Source organism: uncultured Arthrobacter sp., from assembly GCF_964021775.1.
Taxonomy (GTDB): domain Bacteria; phylum Actinomycetota; class Actinomycetes; order Actinomycetales; family Micrococcaceae; genus Arthrobacter.
Map to the genome: position 1 here is coordinate 137,868 of NZ_CAXHZI010000006.1, position 22,664 is coordinate 160,531.

Annotated in this window: 22 protein-coding genes and 1 tRNA gene; 17 read left to right on the forward strand and 6 right to left on the reverse strand. The window is 67.2% G+C overall.

The features are described from left to right. The first annotated feature begins 211 nt into the window (after nucleotides 1-211). The 6 genes from ABIN76_RS08415 to ABIN76_RS08440 all read left to right on the forward strand — a co-directional run bounded on the left by ABIN76_RS08415 (nucleotide 212) and on the right by ABIN76_RS08440 (nucleotide 5,924). On the forward strand, nucleotides 212-1,141 hold the full coding sequence (locus tag ABIN76_RS08415) for a phage holin family protein (protein ID WP_346959253.1): 930 nt from the start codon (nucleotides 212-214) through the stop codon (nucleotides 1,139-1,141). Nucleotides 1,142-1,196: 55 nt separating this feature from the next. Then, nucleotides 1,197-1,904: a CDP-alcohol phosphatidyltransferase family protein gene (locus tag ABIN76_RS08420; RefSeq protein WP_346959254.1), complete on the forward strand. Its 708-nt coding sequence runs from the start codon at nucleotides 1,197-1,199 to the stop codon at nucleotides 1,902-1,904. Next, nucleotides 1,904-2,809, forward strand: a complete 906-nt coding sequence (locus ABIN76_RS08425; RefSeq protein ID WP_346959255.1) for a DMT family transporter — start codon at nucleotides 1,904-1,906, stop codon at nucleotides 2,807-2,809. Before ABIN76_RS08420 ends, ABIN76_RS08425 begins: the two co-directional genes overlap by 1 nt. A gap of 102 nt (nucleotides 2,810-2,911) precedes the next feature. Then, nucleotides 2,912-4,117 (forward strand): glycosyltransferase, encoded by a 1,206-nt coding sequence (locus ABIN76_RS08430; RefSeq protein WP_346959256.1) that lies wholly within the window; start codon nucleotides 2,912-2,914, stop codon nucleotides 4,115-4,117. A 104-nt stretch (nucleotides 4,118-4,221) separates the two neighbouring features. Further along, nucleotides 4,222-4,295 (forward strand) — tRNA-Ile (locus ABIN76_RS08435). A 438-nt stretch (nucleotides 4,296-4,733) separates the two neighbouring features. Continuing rightward, a complete protein-coding gene (locus ABIN76_RS08440) occupies nucleotides 4,734-5,924 on the forward strand; it encodes an acyl-CoA dehydrogenase family protein (protein ID WP_346959257.1) in 1,191 nt (396 codons plus the stop codon). Between the two features lie 58 nt (nucleotides 5,925-5,982). Here ABIN76_RS08440 and ABIN76_RS08445 read toward each other — a convergent pair whose 3' ends face one another. Beyond that, nucleotides 5,983-6,480: a M23 family metallopeptidase gene (locus ABIN76_RS08445; RefSeq protein ID WP_346959321.1), complete on the reverse strand. Its 498-nt coding sequence runs from the start codon at nucleotides 6,478-6,480 to the stop codon at nucleotides 5,983-5,985. Nucleotides 6,481-6,988: 508 nt separating this feature from the next. Here ABIN76_RS08445 and rpsB point away from each other — a divergent pair. The 6 genes from rpsB to ABIN76_RS08475 all read left to right on the forward strand — a co-directional run bounded on the left by rpsB (nucleotide 6,989) and on the right by ABIN76_RS08475 (nucleotide 11,966). Beyond that, complete coding sequence (gene rpsB, locus ABIN76_RS08450; protein WP_346959258.1) at nucleotides 6,989-7,885, forward strand: 30S ribosomal protein S2; 897 nt, start codon at nucleotides 6,989-6,991, stop codon at nucleotides 7,883-7,885. A 135-nt stretch (nucleotides 7,886-8,020) separates the two neighbouring features. Beyond that, nucleotides 8,021-8,857: a translation elongation factor Ts gene (gene tsf, locus ABIN76_RS08455; RefSeq protein ID WP_346959259.1), complete on the forward strand. Its 837-nt coding sequence runs from the start codon at nucleotides 8,021-8,023 to the stop codon at nucleotides 8,855-8,857. 139 nt (nucleotides 8,858-8,996) lie between these two features. Continuing rightward, nucleotides 8,997-9,734: a UMP kinase gene (gene pyrH / locus ABIN76_RS08460; RefSeq protein ID WP_146335261.1), complete on the forward strand. Its 738-nt coding sequence runs from the start codon at nucleotides 8,997-8,999 to the stop codon at nucleotides 9,732-9,734. A gap of 75 nt (nucleotides 9,735-9,809) precedes the next feature. After that, entirely contained in the window at nucleotides 9,810-10,367 is a 558-nt protein-coding gene (gene frr, locus ABIN76_RS08465) for a ribosome recycling factor (protein ID WP_346959260.1), read from the forward strand. Continuing rightward, nucleotides 10,367-11,287 (forward strand): phosphatidate cytidylyltransferase, encoded by a 921-nt coding sequence (locus ABIN76_RS08470; protein ID WP_346959261.1) that lies wholly within the window; start codon nucleotides 10,367-10,369, stop codon nucleotides 11,285-11,287. The genes frr and ABIN76_RS08470 overlap by 1 nt, the downstream gene beginning before the upstream one ends. Before the next feature lie 100 nt (nucleotides 11,288-11,387). After that, nucleotides 11,388-11,966 carry a DivIVA domain-containing protein gene (locus ABIN76_RS08475; protein ID WP_346959262.1) on the forward strand — a complete coding sequence of 193 codons (579 nt, stop codon included), beginning with the start codon at nucleotides 11,388-11,390 and terminating at the stop codon, nucleotides 11,964-11,966. A gap of 51 nt (nucleotides 11,967-12,017) precedes the next feature. Here the strand turns inward: ABIN76_RS08475 and ABIN76_RS08480 are convergent, their stop codons facing one another. Genes ABIN76_RS08480 through ABIN76_RS08495 form a run of 4 tightly spaced genes read right to left on the reverse strand, consistent with a single transcriptional unit; the run spans nucleotide 12,018 to nucleotide 15,844 of the window. Further along, nucleotides 12,018-13,484, reverse strand: a complete 1,467-nt coding sequence (locus tag ABIN76_RS08480) for a cation acetate symporter (RefSeq protein ID WP_346959263.1) — start codon at nucleotides 13,482-13,484, stop codon at nucleotides 12,018-12,020. A 7-nt stretch (nucleotides 13,485-13,491) separates the two neighbouring features. Then, nucleotides 13,492-13,863, reverse strand: a complete 372-nt coding sequence (locus ABIN76_RS08485; protein WP_346959264.1) for a hypothetical protein — start codon at nucleotides 13,861-13,863, stop codon at nucleotides 13,492-13,494. Next, nucleotides 13,860-14,579 carry a LytTR family DNA-binding domain-containing protein gene (locus ABIN76_RS08490; protein WP_346959265.1) on the reverse strand — a complete coding sequence of 240 codons (720 nt, stop codon included), beginning with the start codon at nucleotides 14,577-14,579 and terminating at the stop codon, nucleotides 13,860-13,862. Before ABIN76_RS08490 ends, ABIN76_RS08485 begins: the two co-directional genes overlap by 4 nt. A 47-nt stretch (nucleotides 14,580-14,626) precedes the next feature. Beyond that, nucleotides 14,627-15,844, reverse strand: a complete 1,218-nt coding sequence (locus tag ABIN76_RS08495) for a histidine kinase (protein WP_346959266.1) — start codon at nucleotides 15,842-15,844, stop codon at nucleotides 14,627-14,629. A gap of 246 nt (nucleotides 15,845-16,090) precedes the next feature. Here ABIN76_RS08495 and ABIN76_RS08500 point away from each other — a divergent pair, with 246 nt between their 5' ends. Continuing rightward, complete coding sequence (locus ABIN76_RS08500) at nucleotides 16,091-16,471, forward strand: DUF485 domain-containing protein (RefSeq protein ID WP_346959267.1); 381 nt, start codon at nucleotides 16,091-16,093, stop codon at nucleotides 16,469-16,471. Beyond that, nucleotides 16,468-18,084: a cation acetate symporter gene (locus ABIN76_RS08505; RefSeq protein ID WP_346959268.1), complete on the forward strand. Its 1,617-nt coding sequence runs from the start codon at nucleotides 16,468-16,470 to the stop codon at nucleotides 18,082-18,084. The genes ABIN76_RS08500 and ABIN76_RS08505 overlap by 4 nt, the downstream gene beginning before the upstream one ends. Before the next feature lie 165 nt (nucleotides 18,085-18,249). Here ABIN76_RS08505 and ABIN76_RS08510 read toward each other — a convergent pair whose 3' ends face one another. Beyond that, nucleotides 18,250-18,723 carry an Lrp/AsnC family transcriptional regulator gene (locus ABIN76_RS08510; RefSeq protein ID WP_346959269.1) on the reverse strand — a complete coding sequence of 158 codons (474 nt, stop codon included), beginning with the start codon at nucleotides 18,721-18,723 and terminating at the stop codon, nucleotides 18,250-18,252. A 196-nt stretch (nucleotides 18,724-18,919) separates the two neighbouring features. On the opposite strand from ABIN76_RS08510, the gene pdhA reads away from it, so the two are divergent. The 3 genes from pdhA to ABIN76_RS08525 are packed head-to-tail and all read left to right on the forward strand — an operon-like array spanning nucleotide 18,920 to nucleotide 22,505. Next, complete coding sequence (gene pdhA, locus ABIN76_RS08515) at nucleotides 18,920-20,098, forward strand: pyruvate dehydrogenase (acetyl-transferring) E1 component subunit alpha (protein ID WP_346959270.1); 1,179 nt, start codon at nucleotides 18,920-18,922, stop codon at nucleotides 20,096-20,098. Continuing rightward, nucleotides 20,098-21,108 carry an alpha-ketoacid dehydrogenase subunit beta gene (locus ABIN76_RS08520; RefSeq protein WP_346959271.1) on the forward strand — a complete coding sequence of 337 codons (1,011 nt, stop codon included), beginning with the start codon at nucleotides 20,098-20,100 and terminating at the stop codon, nucleotides 21,106-21,108. The genes pdhA and ABIN76_RS08520 overlap by 1 nt, the downstream gene beginning before the upstream one ends. Next, nucleotides 21,105-22,505: a dihydrolipoamide acetyltransferase family protein gene (locus tag ABIN76_RS08525; RefSeq protein ID WP_346959272.1), complete on the forward strand. Its 1,401-nt coding sequence runs from the start codon at nucleotides 21,105-21,107 to the stop codon at nucleotides 22,503-22,505. The genes ABIN76_RS08520 and ABIN76_RS08525 overlap by 4 nt, the downstream gene beginning before the upstream one ends. The last annotated feature ends 159 nt before the right edge of the window (nucleotides 22,506-22,664 follow it).

A 22,664-nucleotide genomic window follows, 5' to 3' on the forward strand; every position in this document is an offset into this window, starting at 1 on the left:
GTCGGTCGAAAGACCCCCGCAGGGCACGGCGGTCCGCACCGCCGGTCCGTGCAACCGCGGTGCGCCTGCACGCCACACCCCGTTGCGGCCGCCCGCGCGGCGCCGTCGGGACCCTGAATGGTAGTTTTGACACCAAGGCGCGCGGGAAACCGCGCCGCCCCGGCAATCCAGCGGAAGCGGAATCACAGATGGAACCAGTTAGGCGGACCCGATGAGCGGACGGCACACCGGCAGGACAAACGGGGGACTGCGCCTTTCCGCGCTGCCCAAGACCGTAAAACTGATCTTTAAACTGGCGCCCCGGCAGCTCAATGATGAGATTGCCTTTGCCAAGGCGGAACTCAAGCGCAAGGGCATCCAGCTCGGCGTCGCGGCGGCTTTCCTGGCGGTCGCACTCGTCTTCGTCGTGTTCCTGGTGATCGGGCTCATCGTGGCCGCCATCATGGGCCTGGCCACGATTATGCCGGCTTGGCTCGCGGCCCTGCTGGTCTGCGCCGCCTTCCTGGTCATTGCCCTGATCGTGGGCCTGATCGGCTACAGCCGCTTCAAGAAGGCGATGCCGCTGCTCCCCGAGGAGACCATCCGCGGCCTCAAGTACGATCTCGGCATCGCGAAGGAAGGTTCGTCCTTCGACGCCGCCGTCCTGGATCCCAACTCCCCGCAGGCCAAGGCAGCGAAGGCAGCCAAGGATGAAGCCGCGGCCAAGGCCAAGGCCGAGAAGGAAGCCAAGAAAGCAGCCGAACAGCCCGACCTCGGCCCCGCCCCCACCGAGGCAGAGCTGCGCCGCCGCCTCGACCAGCGCCGCCAGCACCTTACCGGCGTCCGCGACGAGCTTGGGCAGGAACTCGACGTCAAGACCCAGGCCCAGCTCCTCCTCGCTGCCACCCAGCACAAGCTGGAAGAAGGCAAGGAGCTCGTAGACGACAAGATCGCCGGGTTCCGCAGCCAGGCCAAGGCCACCGGCAGTACGACCGGCACCGCCGGCACCACCGGCACCCCCGGTTCCGCTGGCGCTACCGCCGGCAACACTGGCGTGTCCGCCGTGGCGGACGAGCTCGCCAAGCGCTGGAAGCCGCTGGCGGCCCTCGCTGCCTCGACGGCGGCCCTCGTGGTTATGCTGCGCCGACTGCTCAAGGGCTAGGCCGCACCCTGGACTCCGACGCTAACTCGTTGCCGGCTGTGGAAAGGGGGAACGGATGAGGTTCATCGGCGCTGGCACGCGGCCGGGGCAGCCCCAGATCCATCAGGACCTGGTCTTCACCGTTCCCAACCTGCTGACCGTGGTCCGTTTCCTTGGCGTCCCGTTGTTTATTTGGCTGGTCCTCGCCAAGCAGGAGTACGGCACCGCAGCGCTGGTGCTGGCCATCATGGGCAGCACAGACTGGGTGGACGGCTACATCGCCCGCCGCTTCAACCAGATGTCCAAGCTGGGCCGCATCATGGATCCAATTGCGGACCGGCTGTCCCTCATCGCCGTCGTCGTGACCCTCGTGATCGCCGGCGTCGTCGAATGGTGGTACCTGACGGCCCTGCTCGTTCCGGACCTGGTGCTGCTTTCCATTTCACTCTTCTATTTCCACAGCCACCCCGACCTGCCCGTGAGTCGGATCGGCAAAATCCGCACCGCGCTGCTGCTGGTGGGCACGCCGCTGCTGGTGCTGTCCAAGCTGCCCATTCCGGGGACGGATGCCTACTTCGTGGCTGCCTGGATCTTCCTGGGGCTGGGCCTGGTGGGGCACTGGATCGCCGCCTACAACTACTTCTGGGCCATCATCCGCAAGGGCAAAGAACTCAGGTCCCGCAGCGCCGCCACCGCGAATCCCGGCGGACAGCCCGCTCGCGACGGCGGCAGTAACGCAAGCGGCACCGACGACGGCGGCACTAACGACGGCGGCCTGCGCTGATGGTCTGGTTGGCAGTAGTCCTGGCGGTGCTGGGCGCCTTCTTCCTGGCTTTCGGCGCCCAGCGGCAGGGGAGCGCCGTCAAAGCGGACACCGGGGGCCTGGCGCTCAGCTCGCATGGGCTGCTCCGCCTGATCCGCAACCCGCGCTGGGTCCTCGGCCTGCTGCTGCTCGGCGTCGGCACGGCGATGAACGCCGTGGCACTCGTCTCGGCGCCCCTCACCGTGGTCCAGCCGATCGGTGCGATTGCCCTGGTTATCACCACGATCATCAATGCCAAAGACCAGGGGCTCAGCATGAACCGGGCCACCGTCGTGGCCATCACCGCCTGCGTCACCGGATCGGCACTCTTCGTGGTGCTCGCCGTCAACGTCACCCAGGAAAACCACCACGTCAGCGGCTCGGACGAACTGACCATCGTGCTGTTGCTGGCCCTGGCCGTGGGCCTCTTCGGCACCCTGGCGCTGCTCTTCAAACACCGGATGAGCGCCTTTGTCTATATCCTCGGCGCCGGCGTGCTGTTCGGTTTCGTGGCCGTCCTGACGCGCATCATTGGCAAGCACCTGCTCGACCCGAACGGGCAGTTCCTGCTCAACGTGCAGTGGTACACGCTGGTCGCGATCGTGGCCGCCGGCGGCCTGGGCTCCTGGTTTGTCCAGAGCGCCTACTCCGGGGGGCCGCCTGACCTCGTGATCGCGGGCCTGACGGTCATCGACCCGATCATCGGCATCGCGATCGGCATCGTGATCCTGGGGGAACTGCGGCCCGACGTCCACGCCGTGACGGCAATTGCCATGGGCACGGCGGCACTCCTTGCTATCGTGGGAGTGATCGCTCTTTCCCGGCACCACCCCGAGGTCACCAAGCGCAAGAAGGCCGCGCGGAAGGCCGCGGGACGGCTGTCCTAGGGCGGCGCCGCAGACTTCAGGCGCAGGCACCTCGCCAGCGCCCACGGCCAGCCGGCCACCACAGCCCCGCTGACCGCACCGTGACCACCAGGAGCTATCCCCGTGACCATGCCCCAGAACGACCAACCCGACAAAAAGCTGACCATCCTGATCGCGGCGGATACGTACCCCCCGCACGTCAACGGTGCTGCGCAGTTCGGCTACCGCCTGGCGAAGGGCATGACGGGGCGCGGCCACGACGTCCACGTCCTGGCGTGCCGGCCAGGGAAGGGCAAGAGCTTCAGCGAGTTCCGTGACGAGGCCACCGTGCACCGCCTGCGCTCACACTCGGTACCCACCCACGAGTACTTTAGGATCACCTTCCCGTGGGAGATCAAGAAAGAAATAAGCCTGCTGTTCGACCGGATCCAGCCGGACGTGGTGCACATCCAGAGCCACTACATGATCGGTGAACACGTCCTCTACGAGGCGGTAAAACGCGGCATCAGAATCGTCGCAACCAACCACTTCATGCCGGAGAACCTGAACCCGTTCCTGCCCTTCCCGCAGTGGTTCAAGGACATCGTGGGCCGCGTGTCCTGGCGCGACATGGGCAAGGTGATGGGCCAGGCCGACGTCGTCACGACGCCGACCCCGCTCGCTGCCAAGGCCATGCACCAGCACGCCTTCCTGCGCAAGGTGCTGCCCCTGTCCAACGGCATTGATGCCGCCGCCTACGAACTGAAGCCTGGCGAGGAATCGGTACACCATGCCAGCCCCACCGTGCTGTTCGTGGGCCGCCTCGCGGAGGAAAAGCACATTGACGTGCTGATCGACGCCGTTTCCAAGACCCCGGCCGCGCTGGACGTCCACCTGGAAATCGTCGGCGGCGGAGAGGTGCGGCCCGCTTTGGAGGCGCAGGTGCAGCGCCTCGGCCTGCAGGACCGGGTGAAGTTCCTTGGCCTGGCCAGTGACGAGGAGCTGCGCCGGGCTTACTTGAGCGCCGACCTGTTCTGCATGCCCGGCACGGCCGAATTGCAGTCCCTCGTAACGCTGGAAGCGATGTCCGCGTCCACCCCGGTGGTGCTGGCCGACGCCATGGCCCTGCCGCACCTGGTGCACGACGGCGAGAACGGCTACCTGTTCACGCCGAACGACAGCGGCGACCTGGCTGCCAAGATCGAACGCGTGCTGTCGCTGCCCGCGGACGAGCGGGCAGCCATGGGCAAGGCCAGCCGGAGCATGGTGGAAAGCCACAGCATTGAGCGCACGCTCCAGACCTTTGAGGACATCTACCGGGGCGCCAGCTACGACGACCTCGTCGTCTAGGCGCACCCCGGCTGCGAGAGTTGCCCGGGCCAGGGCGACTACTATTGTTAGAGTGTTTTTGCCCGGAACGGTCCGGCCCGCCCGGGCCGGTCGTCCTGGCCCTTGGGGCTATAGCTCAGCTGGTTAGAGCGCGGGACTCATAATCCTAAGGTCCTCGGTTCAAGTCCGAGTAGCCCTACATCGCAAGTGGAATGACCTGGACACCCGCGGTGTCTCCGGGGCCGCAGCAGGCGCGTACGACGCCGGCGGCGGCCCCTTTTGCGTTCCCGCCCGGCCCGCACCCCGCCTGCATCGGCGCCCGCACCCGCGAGCATTCCCGCGCCGCCCCGCACCCCGCGGGCGTTCCCGCCCGGCCTGCATCGGCGCCCGCGCACCCGCTAGCATTCCCGCGCCGGCCGGCACCCCGCGAGCGTTCCCGCCCGGCCCGCACCCCGCTCGCATCGGCGCCCGCGCACCCGCGTGCATCAGCGCCCGCGCGGAGCGGATCCACTGCCGGGCGTGTGCCGCGTCACTTGCCACCCGGCCGAATCCTGGGATATGTTACTGGTGAGTAACATATCCGCGGCGCGACGCCCGCGCCCTTTTGGTCGCTGCTGATCACAAGTGAAGGAACAACATGTCCAAAGCTGCAATCGACATCAACAACCTCCCCTACGCCGACGGTGACTTCTTCGCCTTTGAGCAGCTGCTCAGCGGCAAGGAGCGGGACCGGCTGGCGGAGGTCCGCGAGTTCCTCACCCGCGAGGTCAAGCCGATCGCGGTGGATTGCTGGAACCGCGGCGAATTCCCGATGGAGCTGATCCCCAAACTGGCGGAGATCGACCTGGTCAGCCCGGTCAAGCGCCAGGGCTACTCCAACCTCTTCGCCGGCATCCTGCACGCCGAGGCGACCCGCGCGGACACCTCCATCGCCACCTTCCTGGGCGTGCACGACGGGCTTTTCACCGGCTCGATCGAGGCGCTTGCGTCGCAGGAGCAGCAGGACGCCTGGCTGCCGGACATCTACTCACTGAAGAAGATTGGCGCCTTCGGCCTGACCGAGCCGTTGGGCGGCTCCGACGTCGCCGGCGGCACGCGCACCACAGCCCGGCGCGAGGGCGACAGCTGGGTCCTCAACGGAGCCAAGCGCTGGATCGGCAACGCCACCTTCTCCGACTGGGTTGTCATCTACGCCCGGGACCTGGCCGACAACCAGGTCAAGGGCTTCCTCGTGGATACCAAGACCGAGGGCTACACCGCGACCAAGATCGAGAACAAAATCTCGTTGCGCACCGTTCAGAACGCAGACATCACCCTTGAGAACGTCGTGGTGCCGGACTTCTTCAAGCTGGCCAACGCCAACAGCTTCCGGGATACCAACAAGGTCCTTAAGGTCACCCGCCTGGCCGTCGCCTGGCAGGCCGTCGGCCAGCAGCTGGCCGCGTTCGACGTCGCCCGCCGCTATGCGGTCGAGCGCAGCCAGTTCGGCCGGCCGATCGCCTCCTTCCAGCTGGTCCAGCACCAGCTCGTGCAGATCCTCGGCAACGCTGTCAGCTCCATGGGCATGATGGTCCGCCTGTCCCAGCTCGAGGATGCCGGCGAGGCCAAGGACGAGCAGTCGGCCCTCGCCAAGGCATTCACTACGGCCCGGATGCGCGAAAGTGTCGCCATTGGCCGCAGCCTGCTGGGCGGCAACGGCATCGTCACGGACTACGAGATGGCCAAGATCTTCTCCGACGCCGAGGCGATCTACTCCTACGAAGGCACCCACGAGATCAACACCCTCGTGACCGGCCGGGCGATCACCGGGATCTCGGCCATCGTCTAGCCGCTCCGGGGTAGGCCCTGCACATCAGGGACGTCCCGCGCAGCACCCTTGCGGCCCTTCATCCGGAGCCGCCCAGTCCCGAACCGGGATTCACGGGCGGAAGCAGGATGGAGGGCCGCAGGTCCATCACGAAAGCCAGCGGATTCAGGTACTCATCGCCGCGCCGCACACCCCAGTGGATGCACGGCGTCCGGCCGCAGTGGCCGGGCAGCGCCCGTCCCAGCACCGACCCCTCACCGACGGCACTGCCGGTCCGCAGCGTGCTCTCGACAGGCTCGAAACTGCTCCGCAGGCCGTTGCCGTGATCGATGGTGACCACCGGACGGTCCACCACAAAGCCCACGAAACTGACCTTGCCCGCAGCCGGCGCCGTGACCGGCGCGCCGTCGTACGCAGCGCGGAGGTCCACACCGCGGTGGCCGCTGAGCCAGGGCCGGTCCGGCGGGTCGAAAACGCGCAGCACGGCCGGCCTGGGGGAGAGTGGCCAGCTCCAACTGCCGGCAGCCGCCGGCGGAGCCGCCCCCGAAAGCGGGGCCAGGGTGATCAGCAGTGCCATCAACTGCGCGGCCGGCGCATCGGAAACCTTCATGCCGCCAGCCTGCCGTGGCCTACCTGGCCGGGGAAGTCCCCGGGGCGGCTATGTGGATATCCGCCCCGGGTTCCAGGCGGGGTTCCAGCACGGCTTTCCGCCCGGAGTCCCCTCGGATTAAGGTCAGGATGCCTGCCCGGGACAGGTCCATTCCTGCGGGTCCGCTGTAGTACACTTGGTGGAGCAGTTTGCTGTGCCCTCATGCCTCCTTCCATTGATTTGGAGAGGCAGCACGTCTCATTCAGGAGTGCGGGAGCAGTGGCTGACTACGCGTATCCAGCCCTCCCTGTCCGAAGCCCGGCTTCCGGGTGCGGAGGACTGCGCCTCTTACGGTCCGGCCCCAGGGTCCGGATGAGGGGTGCGGTGGATACCAGGAGGAACACCCGCCTGGGTGTTGCTAAACAACCGTCAACTATTGGCAGGGTAAGAGAGCCCAGGGCTCTCTCATGAATGACCTGCCGGAAGGAGCGTCGGCATGCCCGTCGTAACTATGCGCCAGCTGCTTGACAGCGGCGTCCACTTTGGACACCAGACCCGTCGTTGGAACCCGAAGATGAAGCGTTTCATCTTCACGGAGCGCAACGGCATCTACATCATCGACCTGCAGCAGTCGCTGTCCTACATCGACCGTGCCTACGAGTTCGTGAAGGCCACCGTTGCACACGGCGGCACCGTCCTCTTCGTCGGCACCAAGAAGCAGGCACAGGAAGCCATTGCCGAGCAGGCCACCCGCGTCGGCCAGCCCTACGTCAACCAGCGTTGGCTCGGCGGCATGCTGACCAACTTCCAGACGGTTTCCAAGCGCATTCAGCGCATGAAGGAACTCGAAGAGATCGACTTCGACGACGTCGCCGGTTCCGCTTACACCAAGAAGGAACTGCTGCTCCTTCGCCGCGAGCTGACCAAGCTGGAGACCAACCTCGGCGGTATCCGCAACCTGACCAAGGCGCCTTCGCTCCTCTGGGTTGTCGACACCAAGAAGGAACACCTCGCCGTTGACGAGGCCAAGAAGCTGAACATCCCGGTTGTGGCCATCCTGGACACCAACTGCGATCCGGACGAAGTCGACTTCCCGATCCCGGGCAACGACGACGCCATCCGCTCCGTCAACCTGCTGACCCGCGTTGTTGCCGACGCCGTTGCTGAGGGCCTGATCGCCCGCAACCAGCGCGCCACCGGCACCACCGAAGCTCCGGAAGAGCCGCTGGCGGAGTGGGAGCGCGAGCTCCTCGAAGGCAGCAAGGCTGAAGAGGCTGCCGCTCCGGCCGCCGCCGAAGCTGCTGCTCCGGAAGCCGCAGAGGCCCCGGCCGCTGAAGCCGCCCCGGCCGCTGACGCTGCCGAAGCTGCTCCGGCCGCCGACGAAGCCAAGTAGTCAGACAAATAAATCTGGATCTCCCCGCGCGCAGTCCGCTGCGTAAGGGGTACCGACAGGATGGCCGCTCACTGCAAGTGAGCAGCCGTCCTGTCGGTCCGTACACCACACAAATTTCTAGACAGAGGGGTTCACATGGCGAACTACACTGCCGCTGATATCAAGGCTCTGCGCGAGCGTACCGGCGCCGGCATGATGGATGTCAAGAAGGCTCTTGACGAAGCCAACGGTGACGCCGAGAAGGCCATCGAAATCATCCGCATCAAGGGCCTCAAGGGCGCTACCAAGCGTGAAGGCCGCTCCACCGCGGAAGGCCTGGTCGCTGCCAAGGTCGACGGCGGCGTCGGCGTGATGATCGAGGTCAACTGCGAGACCGACTTCGTCGCCAAGGCTGACAAGTTCATCCAGCTCGCCGACAAGGTGCTTGCTGTTGCTGTTGAGTCCGGCGCTGCCGACCTCGACACCCTGCTGGCCACCGACGTCGACGGCAAGCCGCTCTCCGAGGTTGTCGTCGAAGAAGGCGCCATCCTGGGCGAGAAGGTCGTCGTCCGCCGCATTGCCCGCATCGAGGCCCCGACGGTCGACGCGTACCTGCACAAGACCTCCAAGGACCTCCCGGCCCAGGTCGGCGTGCTGTTCGCCGTTGACGGCGAAGGCGACGCTGCTGCCACCGCCGCCCACGACGTCGCCGTGCACATCGCCGCTATGGCCCCGAACTACCTGACCCGCGAGGACGTTCCGTCCGAGCTGGTCGAGTCCGAGCGCCGCATCGCCGAGGAGACCGCCAAGGCCGAGGGCAAGCCCGAGGCAGCGATGACCAAGATTGTGGAAGGCCGCGTTACCGGCTTCTACAAGGGCGAGGTCCTCGTTGACCAGGCATTCGCCAAGGATGCCAAGAAGTCCGTGGCGCAGGTCCTCGAAGAGGCCGGCGTCAAGGCAACCGCTTTCACGCGTTTCCGCGTCGGTTCCTAAGTAAGTCACGCTGAGGGGGTGGTCACTGCGGTGGCCACCCCTTTTGCATGCACCCGCAGGACGCGGGCTCCGGGGCGGAATGCATCCTTTCGCCCCCGGCACGATACCCTTTTTCAGAGCTCACCAACGGGAAGGCACCATGGATACCGTCAACAATTCAGCCCAGCCAAAGAAGACCAGGCGCCGCGTACTCCTGAAACTCTCCGGCGAGGTCTTCGGCGGCGGCAAACTGGGCGTTGACCCTGACACCGTCCGCGGGGTAGCCAAGCAGATCGCGGCCGCCGTCCCCGACGTCGAGGTCGCCATCGTCGTTGGCGGCGGCAACTTCTTCCGCGGTGCTGAACTCTCGCAGAGCGGCATGGACCGCTCCCGCGCCGACTACATGGGCATGCTCGGCACCGTGATGAACTGCCTGGCCCTCCAGGACTTCCTGGAGCAGGCCGGCGTGGAGACGCGGGTCCAGAGCGCCATCACCATGGGCCAGGTCGCGGAGGCCTACATCCCGCGCCGCGCCATCCGCCACATGGAGAAGGGCCGCGTGGTGATTTTCGGCGCCGGCGCCGGACTGCCGTACTTCTCCACCGACACCGTCGCCGCCCAGCGCGCCATGGAGGTGCACGCCGACGTCGTCCTGATGGCCAAGAGCGGGGTCGACGGCGTCTACACCGCCGACCCGAAGAAGGACCCCTCCGCCGAGAAGCTGCACCGGCTCAGCTACGACGAGGCGCTGCGCCGCGATATCCGCGTCATGGACCAGACGGCCATGACCATGTGCAAGGACAACAACCTCACCATGGTGGTATTCGGCATGGAAGGCGAAGGCAACGTCACCCGGGCCATCCGCGGCGAGGACCTCGGCACCGTGGTCACCCCTTAGCTGCGGCTAGGATATTTTTTAGGACAGTTCCGCTCCCCGGGTCATGGGGCGCGCACCAATTTCTGAGGAGAGAACGTGATCGAAGAAACCTTGCTCGAAGCCGGAGACAAGATGGACAAGGCGGTTGAGGTAGCCAAGGAAGACTTCGCCTCGATCCGTACCGGACGCGCCACCCCGGGCCTGTACAACAAGGTCCTGGTGGACTACTACGGTTCGCCGACGCCGCTCCAGCAGCTGGCCTCCTTCGCTGTGCCGGACGCCCGGACCATCCTCATCACCCCCTTCGATAAGACCGCCCTGCGGGATATCGAACGGGCCCTGAGCGACTCCGAGGTGGGTGCGAACCCCTCCAACGACGGCAACGTCATCCGGATCACCATCCCGGAGCTGACCAAGGAACGCCGCAAGGAATACGTCAAGATCGTCAAAGCCAAGGGCGAGGACGCCAAGGTGTCCATCCGCAACATCCGCCGCAAGGCCAAGGAAACCCTGGACAAGCTGGTCAAGGACGGCGAAGCCGGCGAGGACGAGGGAACCCGCGGCGAAAAGGAACTGGACGCGCTGACCAAGGCCCACGTCGACGGCATCGACGAGCTTCTCAAGCGCAAGGAAGCCGAGCTGCTCGAGGTCTGATGGGGGACGAACAGCAGGCCCCCGGACCGCGTGTCCGGGTGCGGGGGAAAGAGCGGAAAAACCCGACGCCCAAAGCCGGCAGGAACCTTCCTGCCGCCACGGCGGTTGGCCTTGCCATGCTCTTCGCGGTGCTGGGCGGCCTGCTGTTCCTGCCCCTGGCCTTTGTACTGATCGTCACCGCCTTCGCCGTTTTCGGCGTCTGGGAGGTCTTCCGTGCGCTGGAGGCCTCGGGCACCCGGTTGCCGATCATCCCCGCGATGACGGGCACCGTGGCGATGCCGCTTGCGGCCTACTTCGGCGGCCCTGAGAGCCTGCTGTTCGCCCTGCTGCTGAGCAGCGTCGCGGTCCTGCTGTGGCGCTCCCTGGAAGGCGCGGCCGGATCCGCGCGCAGCATCTTCGCCGGCGTCTTCACCATGGCCTGGGTGCCGTTCCTGATCAGCTTCGCCGTGCTGCCGCTGCACGCCTCCGGCGGCGTCACCCCGATCGGCCCGTGGCCCGGCGGGGTCGTGCCGATCGGGGCTTGGCAGATCGGCACCCTGCTGCTGCTGGTGGTTTCCAATGACACCTTCGGCTACCTCGTGGGTGCCTCCCTGGGCAAACATCCGATGGCCCCGAAGATCAGCCCGAAGAAGTCCTGGGAGGGCTTCGGCGGGTCGATCGCGGGGGCCGTGCTGGTCGGGGTGCTCGCCAGCATCTACGTGCTGGGCGAACCCTGGTGGTTCGGCGCCGCCCTCGCTGTGGGCATGGTCGCCGCGGCCACCGCCGGCGACCTGGCCGAATCCATGGTCAAACGGGAACTTGGCATCAAGGACATGAGCAGCATCCTGCCCGGCCACGGGGGAGTGATGGACCGCCTGGACTCCATCGTGTTCGCGTCCCCGGTGGCCTTTATGATCTTCTCCGCCGGCGCTGCCGGCTAACCCAGCGCCCCGCCCCCTCGGTGCCTAGAATGGTGCCGGGCAACTACGCCTGAAGTCGGCGCAACCAGAGCCGAACGGCATCGAAGGAAACATAGTTACAGTGGACATTCAACGGCAGATTCCGGCCTCCTTTGACCGCGTGGAGCGGAACCAGTACGGCTACAACGCCAAGCAGGTGGATCAGTTCCTGCAGCGTGCGCGGGTGTCGTTCGAGTCGCCCGACGCCGCGGGACGGTCGGTCAAGAGTGCCGATGTCCGGGCCGTCTCCTTCGACCCGGTCAAGGGCGGCTACTCGGCCGCCGGCGTGGACGCGGCCCTGGACCGCCTCGAGGACGCCCTGGCCCGGCGGGAACGCGACGAACTGATCGGGGAGCGCGGCGAGGAAGCCTGGCTGCGGGAGATCGGCCGGCTCGCCGGCCTGCTCCGGGGCCGCCTGCACCGCCCCGACGGGGAGCGCTTCCGCCGCCCTGCCAAGGCAAAAGTGCGCAGTTACAACACCGCCGACGTCGACGATCTGTGCCACGAGCTGATCGGCTACCTCGAGGAGGACCAGCCGCTCAGCGTGGACAACATCCGCCGCGCCGTCTTCCGCCCCGCCGTCGGGCGCGACGGCTACGAGGAAAGCCAGGTCGACGCGTTCCTGGACCGGGTTGTCGAACTCATGGCCGCCATCGACTGACGCGCCACACGCCCGTACCCAACGCCTGCGACGCCTTCGGCGTCGGACGTGTCACCGTTCGGTGGCGAGCGGCCGCTCCGGGGTGTGCAGCCTGGTCATCAGCCGGGTGATCGTCCGCGGAACGCGGCCTTGGGTGGCCCGGGACACCAGCACCATCACCGTGAAGGCGGCCGGGACCGTCCACGCGGCCGGCTGCGCGAGCCACGGCGGTGTGCCGGCGGCGCCGAGCACCGCGCCGGCCATCATGGAACCGCCGCAAAACACCGCCCCGGTGAGCATCCCGGCGATAGCGCCGGCATCAGTCAGTCCGCGCCACCAGATGCCCAGCAGCAGGACCGGGCAGATGGTTGAGGCCGTAAAGGCAAACACCAGGCCCACGCTCCCGGCCAACGCCGTGGAGTCCGTCATGGTCGCAATCCCCAGCGGCACCACCGCCGAAATCACGGCGGCGAGCCGGAAGCCGCGGACGCTGCCGCCCAGGACGTCCTGGCTGATCACGCCCGCCAGAGACACCACCAGCCCTGAGGTGGTCGACAGGAAAGCTGCGAAAGCGCCCGCCACCACCAGGGCGGAGAGCAGGTCCCCGGCGGTTCCGCCGATCATCCGCCCCGGCAGCAGCAGCACCAGGGCGTCGGCCTGGCCGCTCTTCGCCAGGCCGGGGGCAAAGGTCCGCCCGATCAGGCCGTAGGCCGTGGGGAAGAGGTAGAACACCGAGAGCAGTCCCAGCACAATCAGTGTGGTCCGGCGCGCCGACTGGCCGTCCGGGTTGGTGTAGAAGCGCACCAGCACATGCGGCAGCCCCAGCGTCCCGAACAACAGCGCCACCAGCAGGGAGATGTTCTGGTACGGGCCCGCCGGGGCCAGCGCCGTCGGGTTCACGGCCGCCTCGGCGACGGCGGGGGACCCGGTGCCGGCCAGGACGAACAGGATGAACAGGACGGGCACGGCCAGGGCGGTCAGTTTCAGCCAGTACTGGAAGGCCTGGACGAAGGTGATGGACCGCATCCCGCCGGACACCACAGTCACACAGACGACGGCGACCACGGCCACCTGTCCCACCCAGGCCGGCAGGCCGGTGGTGATCCGGATCGCCAGCGCCGCGCCGTGGAGCTGCGGCACGATGTAGAGCCAGCCGACCACCACCACCACGAAGCTCGTGACCCGGCGCACCGCCCGGGAATCCAGCCGGGCTTCGGTGAAATCGGGAATCGTATAGGCGCCGGAACGCCGCAGCGGGGCGGCGACGAACAACAACAGCATCAAATACCCGGCCGTGTAGCCGACCGGGTACCACAGGGCGTCGGTGCCGGAGAGCAGGATCAGCCCGGCGACGCCCAGGAAACTGGCGGCCGAGAGGTACTCCCCGCCGATCGCCGAGGCGTTCCACCAGGGCCGCACCGTGCGGGAGGCGACGTAGAAATCCCCGGTGGTGCGAGAAACCCGCAGCCCGTAGAAACCGATCACGGCGGTGGCCAGCGAGACGGCCGCGAAGGCCGCGACCCCCACCACCGGATTCACCCGCGCCTCACTTGTCCCCGGCCAGGTCGCGGTAACGGGACTCGTTCCGTGCCGCCGTCCGGACGTACAGCCAGGCACTCAGACCGATCACCGGGTAGATCCCGGCGCCCAGCAGCACCCAGTCGAAGGGCAATCCGGCGATCCGCAGCTCGGCCAGGCCCGGCACCAGCCCGAGCATGAGGGCGAAGGCGAGCAGGATCAGCAGAAACCCGGCGGCCACCACAATGCCGAGCCGCAGCTGGGACCGGATCAGCGAGCGGACGAACACCTGCCCGGCGTCGGACTCCTCGGCGGCCTCGCGGGTGTCGGCGGCGGAACGTCCGGCGGCCGCGCTGCCAGCCCTGACGCTGCGCGGGGCGGTGACACGGACCCGGGTCATGCCTGCGGCCGGATCCGGGTCGCCTCGAGTTTCTCCCGGACCGGCGGCAGGTGCCGGCGGCTGATCGGCAGTTCGGCGCCCGCCACGGTTACGCTGGGGCGGGCCGCGGCCAGCTTCAGGTGGCTGACGTGGTTCAGCGCGATCAGGTAGGAACGGTGGATGCGGAGGAAACCGGCATCGGCCCACTGCTGCTCCAGGTCCGCCAGCGGCACCCGTATGAGGTAGCTCGCGTCCGCGGTGTGCAGCCGGGCATAGTCGCCCTGGGCCTGGACGTAGGTGACGTCCTCGCGCCGGATCATCTTGGTGGTCCCGCCCAGATCCACCGTGATCATCTCCGGCGCCGGGGCACCCTCCCGGATCAGCTCGCTGATCCGGCCGATCGACCGGGCCAGTCGCTCGGCGCGGACGGGCTTGAGCAGGTAGTCGACGGCGGCCAGCTCGAACGCTTCCAGCGCGCAGTCCTCGTCGGCGGTGACAAAGACGACGGCGGGGGGCTTGGCGCTGCGGGAGATGACCCGGGCGATGTCCAGCCCGGAGAGGGCCGGCATGTGGATGTCCAGGAAGACGGCGTCGACCTCCTCGGCCTCCAAGGCGCGCAAAGCCTCGGCACCGGAGGACGCGCGGTGGATGGCCCCGATCCGTTCGTCCCGGCCGAGCAGGAAGGCCAACTCCTCGACAGCGGGCAGCTCGTCATCGGCGACGAGGACGTTAATCATGGTTCTAGCGTACTGCGGCGCCGCAGGGTCCAGCCGCCGCGCCGGTCTCAGGCGTCATGCCGCGGCTGGGACTTGGGTACCCGCATGGTGATTAGGGTGCCCTCGCCGGGGGCCGTCTCGATGACCAGGCCGTTGTCCTCGCCGTAGACCTGCCGCAGCCGGGCGTCGACGTTATGCAGGCCGACGTGCTCGCCGTCGCTGTGCCCGGCCAGGACGGCGCGCAGTTTCTCCGGATCCATGCCCACGCCGTCGTCCTCGATCGTCACCTCGGCGAAGGCGCCGGAATCGTTGGCGGTGATGCTGATGTGCCCCGGCCCCTCCTTGGCCTCCAGCCCGTGCCGGACCGCGTTCTCCACCAGCGGCTGCAGGCTCAGGAACGGGATGACCGTGCTGAGCACCTCCGGCGCGATCCGCAGGCTCACCTGCACCCGGTCGCCGAAACGCGCCCGCTCCAGGAGCAGGTACCGGTCGATGCAGCGCAGTTCCTCGGCCAGCGTGGTGAAATCCCCGTGCCGGCGGAAGGAGTAGCGGGTGAAGTCGGCGAACTCCACCACCAGTTCGCGGGCCCGGACCGGGTCGGTGTTAATGAACGAGGCGATCGCGTTGAGCGAGTTGTAGATGAAGTGCGGGCTGATTTGCGCCCGGAGCGCACGGACTTCTGCCTCCATCAGCAGTGTCCGGGAGGCGTCCAGCTCGGCTAGTTCCACCTGCGTCGCCACCCAGTCGGCGACTTCGCTGGTGGCCCGGACCAGCCCCGCCCCGGCCGCCGGGGCGAAGGCCGCCACCACGCCCACCACCCGGGTGCCGGCCTTGATCGGGGCGATCACCACGGCCCGTTCCACACCGGGGGCCAGCGGCGCGGAGGCGTTGCCGTTGGCGAGCAGTTGCAGTTCTCCGGCCGGGATTACGGCGGTGTGGCCGCCCTCCAGCACTTTGGCGGCAAGGCCCATGAGGGCCGGCTTCAACTCTTCCGCAGCACCGTCCCAGGCCAGTACACCGGTGGTGTCGGTGATCGCCAGGGCGTCGCAGCCCAGCAGGCTGCGCAGCTGCCGGCTCGCCTTGGCCGCCCCGGCCGGGTTGAGGCCGGTGCGCAGATACTGGCCGGCACGCGAGGCAGCGTGCAGCGTCTTGTACGTGGCGCGTTCGACGTCGGTGCCCAGCTCGCGGAAGGAACGCAGAACCTTGAGGCCAACGGCCACGACGACGGCGATCGCCAAGGCGATCACGGCGATCGCCGCGGCGGTGAACAGGGGAGAGTCCGGCATGCTGCCAGCGTAGCGCGGCAGGCCGCCGTCGGGCCGGGCAGCCGCGGCGGACGGCCGCAAGGTGCCGTTGGGCGCAGCGTTTCGACCGTTGAGCGACAGGAAACACGGCGGTGCTGGAATGTAACTCGCATCACGGTGCACAGTGATTGCAGTCACACGCGCCGGAAGTATGTCTACCGGAGCTCGGGTATTCACCGGACGCCGGGGTAACGGGCGGTGGCTCGCCAGTCTCAATGAGGAGGAACGATGGGTCACGAAGCCCAAGAAACGGACGCACCGGCGTTCGTGGACTTCAAGGAAGTCCAATCCACGGAGCAGTTCCAAGAACTGCGCAAACGTCACCGCAGCTTTGTCTTCCCGATGGCCATCGCATTCCTGCTGTGGTACTTCGCCTACGTCCTGCTGGCCGACTACGCGGTGGGCTTCATGTCCACCAAGGTCTGGGGCAATATCAACATCGGCTTGATCCTGGGCCTGCTGCAGTTCGTCTCCACGTTCGCCATCACCGGCTGGTACGTCAGCTACTCGAACCGGAAACTTGACCCGATCGCCGCCGAGATCCGTCACGGAATCGAAGGCCACGAGTTCGACAAGCACGGCAACCGAGTGAGCGGAGAAGCGAAATGAGTTTTATGGTTCCCGCGGTCAACGTTGCGGATCTCAAAGACACCACCCTGCTGAACATGGGCATTTTCGCCTTGTTCGTCGCGATCACCATGGTGATCGTCATCAGGGCCAGCCGGAACAATAAGACCGCGGCGGACTACTACGCTGCGGGCCGGTCCTTCACGGGCCCGCAAAACGGCACCGCGATTGCCGGCGACTACCTTTCCGCGGCTTCGTTCCTCGGCATCACCGGCGCCATCGCCATTAACGGCTACGACGGCTTTATGTACTCCATCGGCTTCCTGGTGGCCTGGCTTGTTGCGCTGCTCCTGGTGGCTGAACTGCTCCGTAACACCGGCAAGTTCACCATGGCCGACGTCCTGTCGTTCCGGCTCAAGCAGCGACCTGTCCGCATCGCTGCGGCCATCTCGACTCTGGCTGTTTGCTTCTTCTACCTGCTGGCCCAGATGGCCGGAGCCGGCAGCCTGATCTCGCTGCTGCTGGGCATCAGCGACTGGGGCGGACAGGCGCTCGTGATCATCGTCGTCGGCGCCCTGATGATCATGTATGTGCTGATCGGCGGCATGAAGGGCACCACGTGGGTGCAGATCATCAAGGCCATGCTTCTCATTGCCGGCGCGGCCGTTATGACCTTCTGGGTCCTGGCGATCTACGGCTTCAACCTCTCCGATCTGCTCGGCGGCGCGGTTGAAACCTCGAAAAACCCGGCCGTGCTCAACCCCGGCCTGCAGTATGGCAAGACCGAGACCTCCAAACTTGACTTCATGTCCCTGGGCCTGGCCCTGGTGCTCGGCACCGCGGCCCTGCCGCACGTGCTGATGCGCTTCTACACGGTTCCGACCGCCAAGGAAGCCCGCAAGTCCGTGGTGTGGTCCATCTGGCTGATCGGCATCTTCTACCTGTTCACGCTGGTCCTGGGCTACGGCGCCGCGGCGCTGGTTGGTGCCGACACGATCAAGGGCGCCCCGGGCGGGGTTAACTCGGCAGCACCGCTGCTGGCCTTCCACCTGGGCGGTCCGCTGCTGCTCGGCTTCATCTCCGCGGTGGCGTTCGCCACGATCCTCGCCGTGGTAGCCGGTCTCACGATCACCGCGGCGGCGTCCTTCGCGCATGACATTTATGCCAGCGTCATTGCGAAGGGCAAGGCCGACGCCGATACCGAGGTGAAGGTTGCCCGCCGCACGGTCGTCGTGATCGGTCTGCTCGCCATCATCGGCGGTATCTTCGCCAACGGTCAGAACGTGGCCTTCCTCGTGGCCCTGGCCTTTGCCGTGGCGGCCTCGGCCAACCTTCCGACCATCATCTACTCGCTGTTCTGGCGGAAGTTCACCACGCAAGGCGCCATCTGGAGTATGTACGGCGGCCTCGGCTCCGCCATCATCCTGATCGCGCTCTCCCCGGTGGTCTCCGGCGCCAAGACGTCGATGATCCCGGGAGCCAACTTCGCGATCTTCCCGCTGAGCAACCCCGGCATCGTCTCCATCCCGCTGGCCTTCTTCCTGGGCTGGCTGGGCACGGTCCTGGACAAGAAGCTCGAAGACACCACGAAGCAGGCCGAGATGGAGGTCCGCTCCCTGACCGGGGTGGGCGCCGAAAAGGCCACCAACCACTAACCGCACGCCGGCCGGGCAAGGGCCGGCAGGGAACGACAACCCTGCCGGCCCGGGCGGCCGCAACTAACGAAGAGGAACCCCTGTGCATCAGCACGGGGGTTCCTCTTTGTGTGGCGGGGGTTGCCGCGTCAGCTGCTCAGGGCGCCGCGTCGTCGCATCCGCTGCTTACGACTCCGCGGCGCCGCGTTCCAGCAGCGGCTGGATCCGGAACGGGATCAGTTCGCCCATGGCCAGGGCGGTATCGGTGCGGTCCACGCCGTCGCAGGCGAGGATCTTGCCGTTGATCCGGAACAGGTCCTCGGCGTCGAGGGCGACCACGCGGAGCAGCAGGTCCGCCGAACCGGTGAGGCCGTAGCCCTCCAGGATTTCCGGGATGCCGGCCAGCTCCACCGCCAACTGGCCCAGCTTCTGCTGCTGGACGTGGACGGAGATGAAGGCCATCAGGGGATAGCCCAGGGCGGCCGGGTTGATGCGGCGTTCAAAGGAGAGGAAGACGTGCTTTTTCTCCAGCTGGGCCATCCGGGCCTGCACGGTATTCCGGGACAAGCCCAGCTTCTGGGCCAGCGCCACGACGGTGCGGCGGGGATCCCGCGCCATGGCCGAAAGCAGGCGGGTGTCAGTGCCATCCAGAGCTTGCATAATGCGCAAGGTTAGCACGGTCGCAGATCCCCACACAGGGCAGAATGCTCAATTTTTTTGAGGGTGGTTGTACCCAATGCCAGTTGTGAGTAGGGTCACAATTATCCGGGGCAACGGCGCCCGGGTGGCCGTCGCGCGTAGGGATCACGAGTTCCGCGGGCAGGGTCAGACGACGTCAGAAGGTTGCGGACAAACTGTGTTTACCGACGACGCGGGCAAGGGCGGCATTGCCGCCGGCGGCCCCGGGAACAGTGCAGAATCAAACAGGCGCTCGGGCGGCGATCTCGTCCAGCTCATCACCCCGGGGGGTGAACGCATAAGCCATCCGGAGTTCGACGCCTGGGTCCAGGACGTCAGCGATGAACAGCTCGCCTCGCTCTACGAGGACATGGTCGCCATCCGCCGGATCGACGCCGAGGCCACCGCCCTGCAGCGCCAGGGCGAACTGGCACTCTGGCCCCCGCTGCTCGGCCAGGAAGCGTCGCAGATCGGCTCGGCGCGCGCGCTCCGCGACGACGACTTCGTTTTCCCCAGCTACCGGGACAACGGCGTCGCCTACTGCCGCGGGGTACGGCCGGCGGACATCGTGAAGGCCTGGCGCGGCAACGCCCTGGCCGGCTGGGATCCCTACACGGTGAACGTGGCGACGCAGCAGATCATTATCGGCGCGCAGTCGCTGCACGCCACCGGGTACGCAATGGGAATCCAGAACGACGGCGCCGACTCGGTGGCCGTGGCCTACTTCGGCGACGGCGCCACCAGCGAGGGCGACGTCAACGAAGCCATGGTCTTCGCGGCGAGTTTCCAGGCCCCGGTGGTGTTCATCTGCCAGAACAACCATTGGGCCATCTCCGAACCGGTGATGCTGCAGTCCCACATCCAGATCGCCGACCGCGCCTCCGGCTTCGGCATTCCGAGCATGCGCGTGGACGGCAACGACGTGCTGGCCGTCATGGCCGCCACCCGGATCGCCCTCGACCGGGCCCGCCACGGCGGCGGACCCACCTTCATCGAGGCCGTCACCTACCGGATGGGCCCGCACACGACGGCGGACGACCCCACCCGCTACCGGGACGCCAACGAGCTCGAGGATTGGGCCGCCAAGGACCCGATCGCCAGGCTCAAGACCCTGCTCGACCGCAAGGGCCTGCTGACCGCAGAGCTGGAAGCCGCCGTCGCCGCCAAGGCAGACGCCGTGGCCAAGGAACTGCGCTCCGGCACCATCAACATGCCGGAACCCCAGCCGCTGGACATCTTCAAGCACGTCTACAGCACGCCCAACTCCTCGCTGGAGCGCCAGCAGGACCACTACACCCGTTACCTGGCTTCCTTCGGCGATCCCGCAGAAGCCGCTTCCGAAGAAGGTGCACGCTGATGACGCAGATGACCTTTGCCCGAGCCATTAACTCGGGCCTGCGCAAGTCCCTCGAAAACGATCCCAAGGTAATCCTGATGGGCGAGGACATCGGTACCCTCGGCGGCGTCTTCCGCGTCACCGACGGCCTGCAAAAAGACTTCGGCAAGCACCGCGTGGTGGACACGCCGCTCGCCGAATCCGGCATCCTCGGCACCGCCGTCGGCCTCGCCTACCGCGGCTACCGCCCGGTGGTGGAGATCCAGTTCGACGGCTTCATCTACCCAGCGTTCGACCAGATCGTCAGCCAGGTCGCCAAGATGCACTACCGCACCCAGGGCGCGGTCAAGATGCCCATCACCATCCGCGTGCCCTTCGGCGGCGGCATCGGCTCGCCGGAACACCACTCCGAATCGCCCGAGGCCTACTTCACCCACACCTCGGGCCTGCGGGTGGTCAGCGTGTCCAACCCGCAGGACGCCCACACCATGATCCAGCAGGCCATCGCCTCGGACGATCCGGTGCTCTACTTTGAACCGAAGCGCCGGTACCACGACAAGGGGGAAGTGGACGAGTCGCTCGACCTCTCCACCGCCCTGTCCATGGAGAAGGCGCGCGTTGTCACTGAAGGCACCGACGTGACGCTGGTCGCCTACGGCCCGCTGGTCAAAACCGCGCGCGATGCCGCCCTCGCGGCTGCTGATGAAGGCGTCTCCATCGAGGTGATCGACCTGCGCTCGCTGGCCCCGCTGGACTTCGCCACCCTGGAAGCGTCGGTCCGCAAAACCGGCCGGCTCCTCATCACGCACGAGGCCAGCCAGACCGGCGGTCTTGGCGCGGAGGTGGCCGCCAGCATCACCGAGCGTTGCTTCTACCACCTCGAAGCCGCACCCGTGCGGGTGACCGGATTCGACGTCCCGTACCCGTACTCAAAGCTTGAAATGCACCACCTGCCGGGCCTGGACAGGATCCTCGACGGCGTCGACCGGGCCCTCGGCCGCCCCAACTCCCTGAGCGGGCTGGAAGGATGAGCGCCACCATGATTAAGGAATTCCGGCTCCCGGACCTCGGCGAAGGCCTGACGGAATCAGAAATCGTCGCCTGGAAGGTCGGCGTCGGGGACACCGTCACGCTCAACCAGATCATCGCCGAGGTGGAAACCGCCAAGGCCGTCGTGGAATTGCCCTCACCGTTCGCCGGCGTCGTGACGGCACTGCATGAGCAGCCGGGCACCGTGGTGGAGGTCGGCAAGCCGATCGTCTCCTTCGAGATCGAGGGCGACGGCGGCGCCGCTGATGCCGGCGATGCCCCCGCCAAGCGCGAACCGAACCTGGTCGGCTACGGCGCGGTGCTGGAAGGCTCCGGCCGTCCGGCCCGACGCGCCCGCAGCTTCGCCGCCGCGGCAGCCCCGGCAGCCGCCGAAGCGACGGCTGTCGCACCCGCCGTCGAGCGGGCCCAGGCCCCGGCCACGGCGGTTGTCCCGGCTGAGACCCCGGCTGCACCGGAGCCCGCCGGCGCACACCCGGCCGAGCGTCCGCGCTCCACGCCGCCGGTGCGCAAGCTGGCCAAGGATCTCGGCGTCGACCTCGCGGCCATCACCGGCACGGGGGAGCGCGGGCTTATCACCCGCGACGACGTACGGAACTTCGTCGGCGGCGGCGACCTTCCGGTCGCACCCCGGGAACTGGCCGGCGACCAGACCGTTGCGCCCTCGCCCGCGCAGGGCGAGCGGGAAACCCGGACGCCGATCAAGGGCGTGCGGAAATTCACCGCTGCGGCCATGGTGTCCAGCGCCTTCACGGCCCCGCATGTCACCGAGTTCCTCACGCTCGACGTCACGCCCACCATGGAACTGCTGGGCCGGCTGAAGGCCAGCCGCGCTTTCGCCGGCTACAAGCTGACGCCGTTGACGTTGGTGTCCAAGGCCGTGCTGATCGCGCTGCGCAACCACCCGACGCTCAACGCCCGGTGGGACGAGGCCAACCAGGAGATCGTCCAGTTCAACTACGTCAACCTCGGCATCGCGGCCGCCACGCCCCGGGGACTGACCGTGCCGAACATCAAGGACGCGGACCGGATGTCCTTGTTGGAGCTTTCCACGGCGCTGACCGAACTGACGGATACGGCGCGGGCCGGGAAGACCGCCCCGGCGGACCTCTCCGGCGGGACGATCTCCATCACGAACATCGGCGTCTTCGGCATCGACGCCGGCACGCCCATTCTCAACCCGGGCGAGGCCGCCATCCTGGCGCTCGGCGCGGTGCGGAAGATGCCGTGGGAGTACCAGGATGAGGTGGCACTGCGCCAGGTCATGACGCTGAGCCTGTCCTTCGACCACCGGCTGGTCGACGGCGAACAGGGTTCCCGCTTCCTGCAAGACCTGGGCGCCATCCTCGCCGACCCCGGCATGGCCCTGGCGATGGTCTAGCCGTTTCGAAAAAGAAGGCCGGGCATCCACGTCGTGGGTGCCCGGTCTTTTGCCGTCCGGGGGCACTTTGAGGGCAATTTTCGACGCCGGGGCCCCGGATGTCGGCGTGTCCGCGCCAAAGTGCCCCCGGAGCGCGGCCGGTTTATGCGCCGTGGGAGA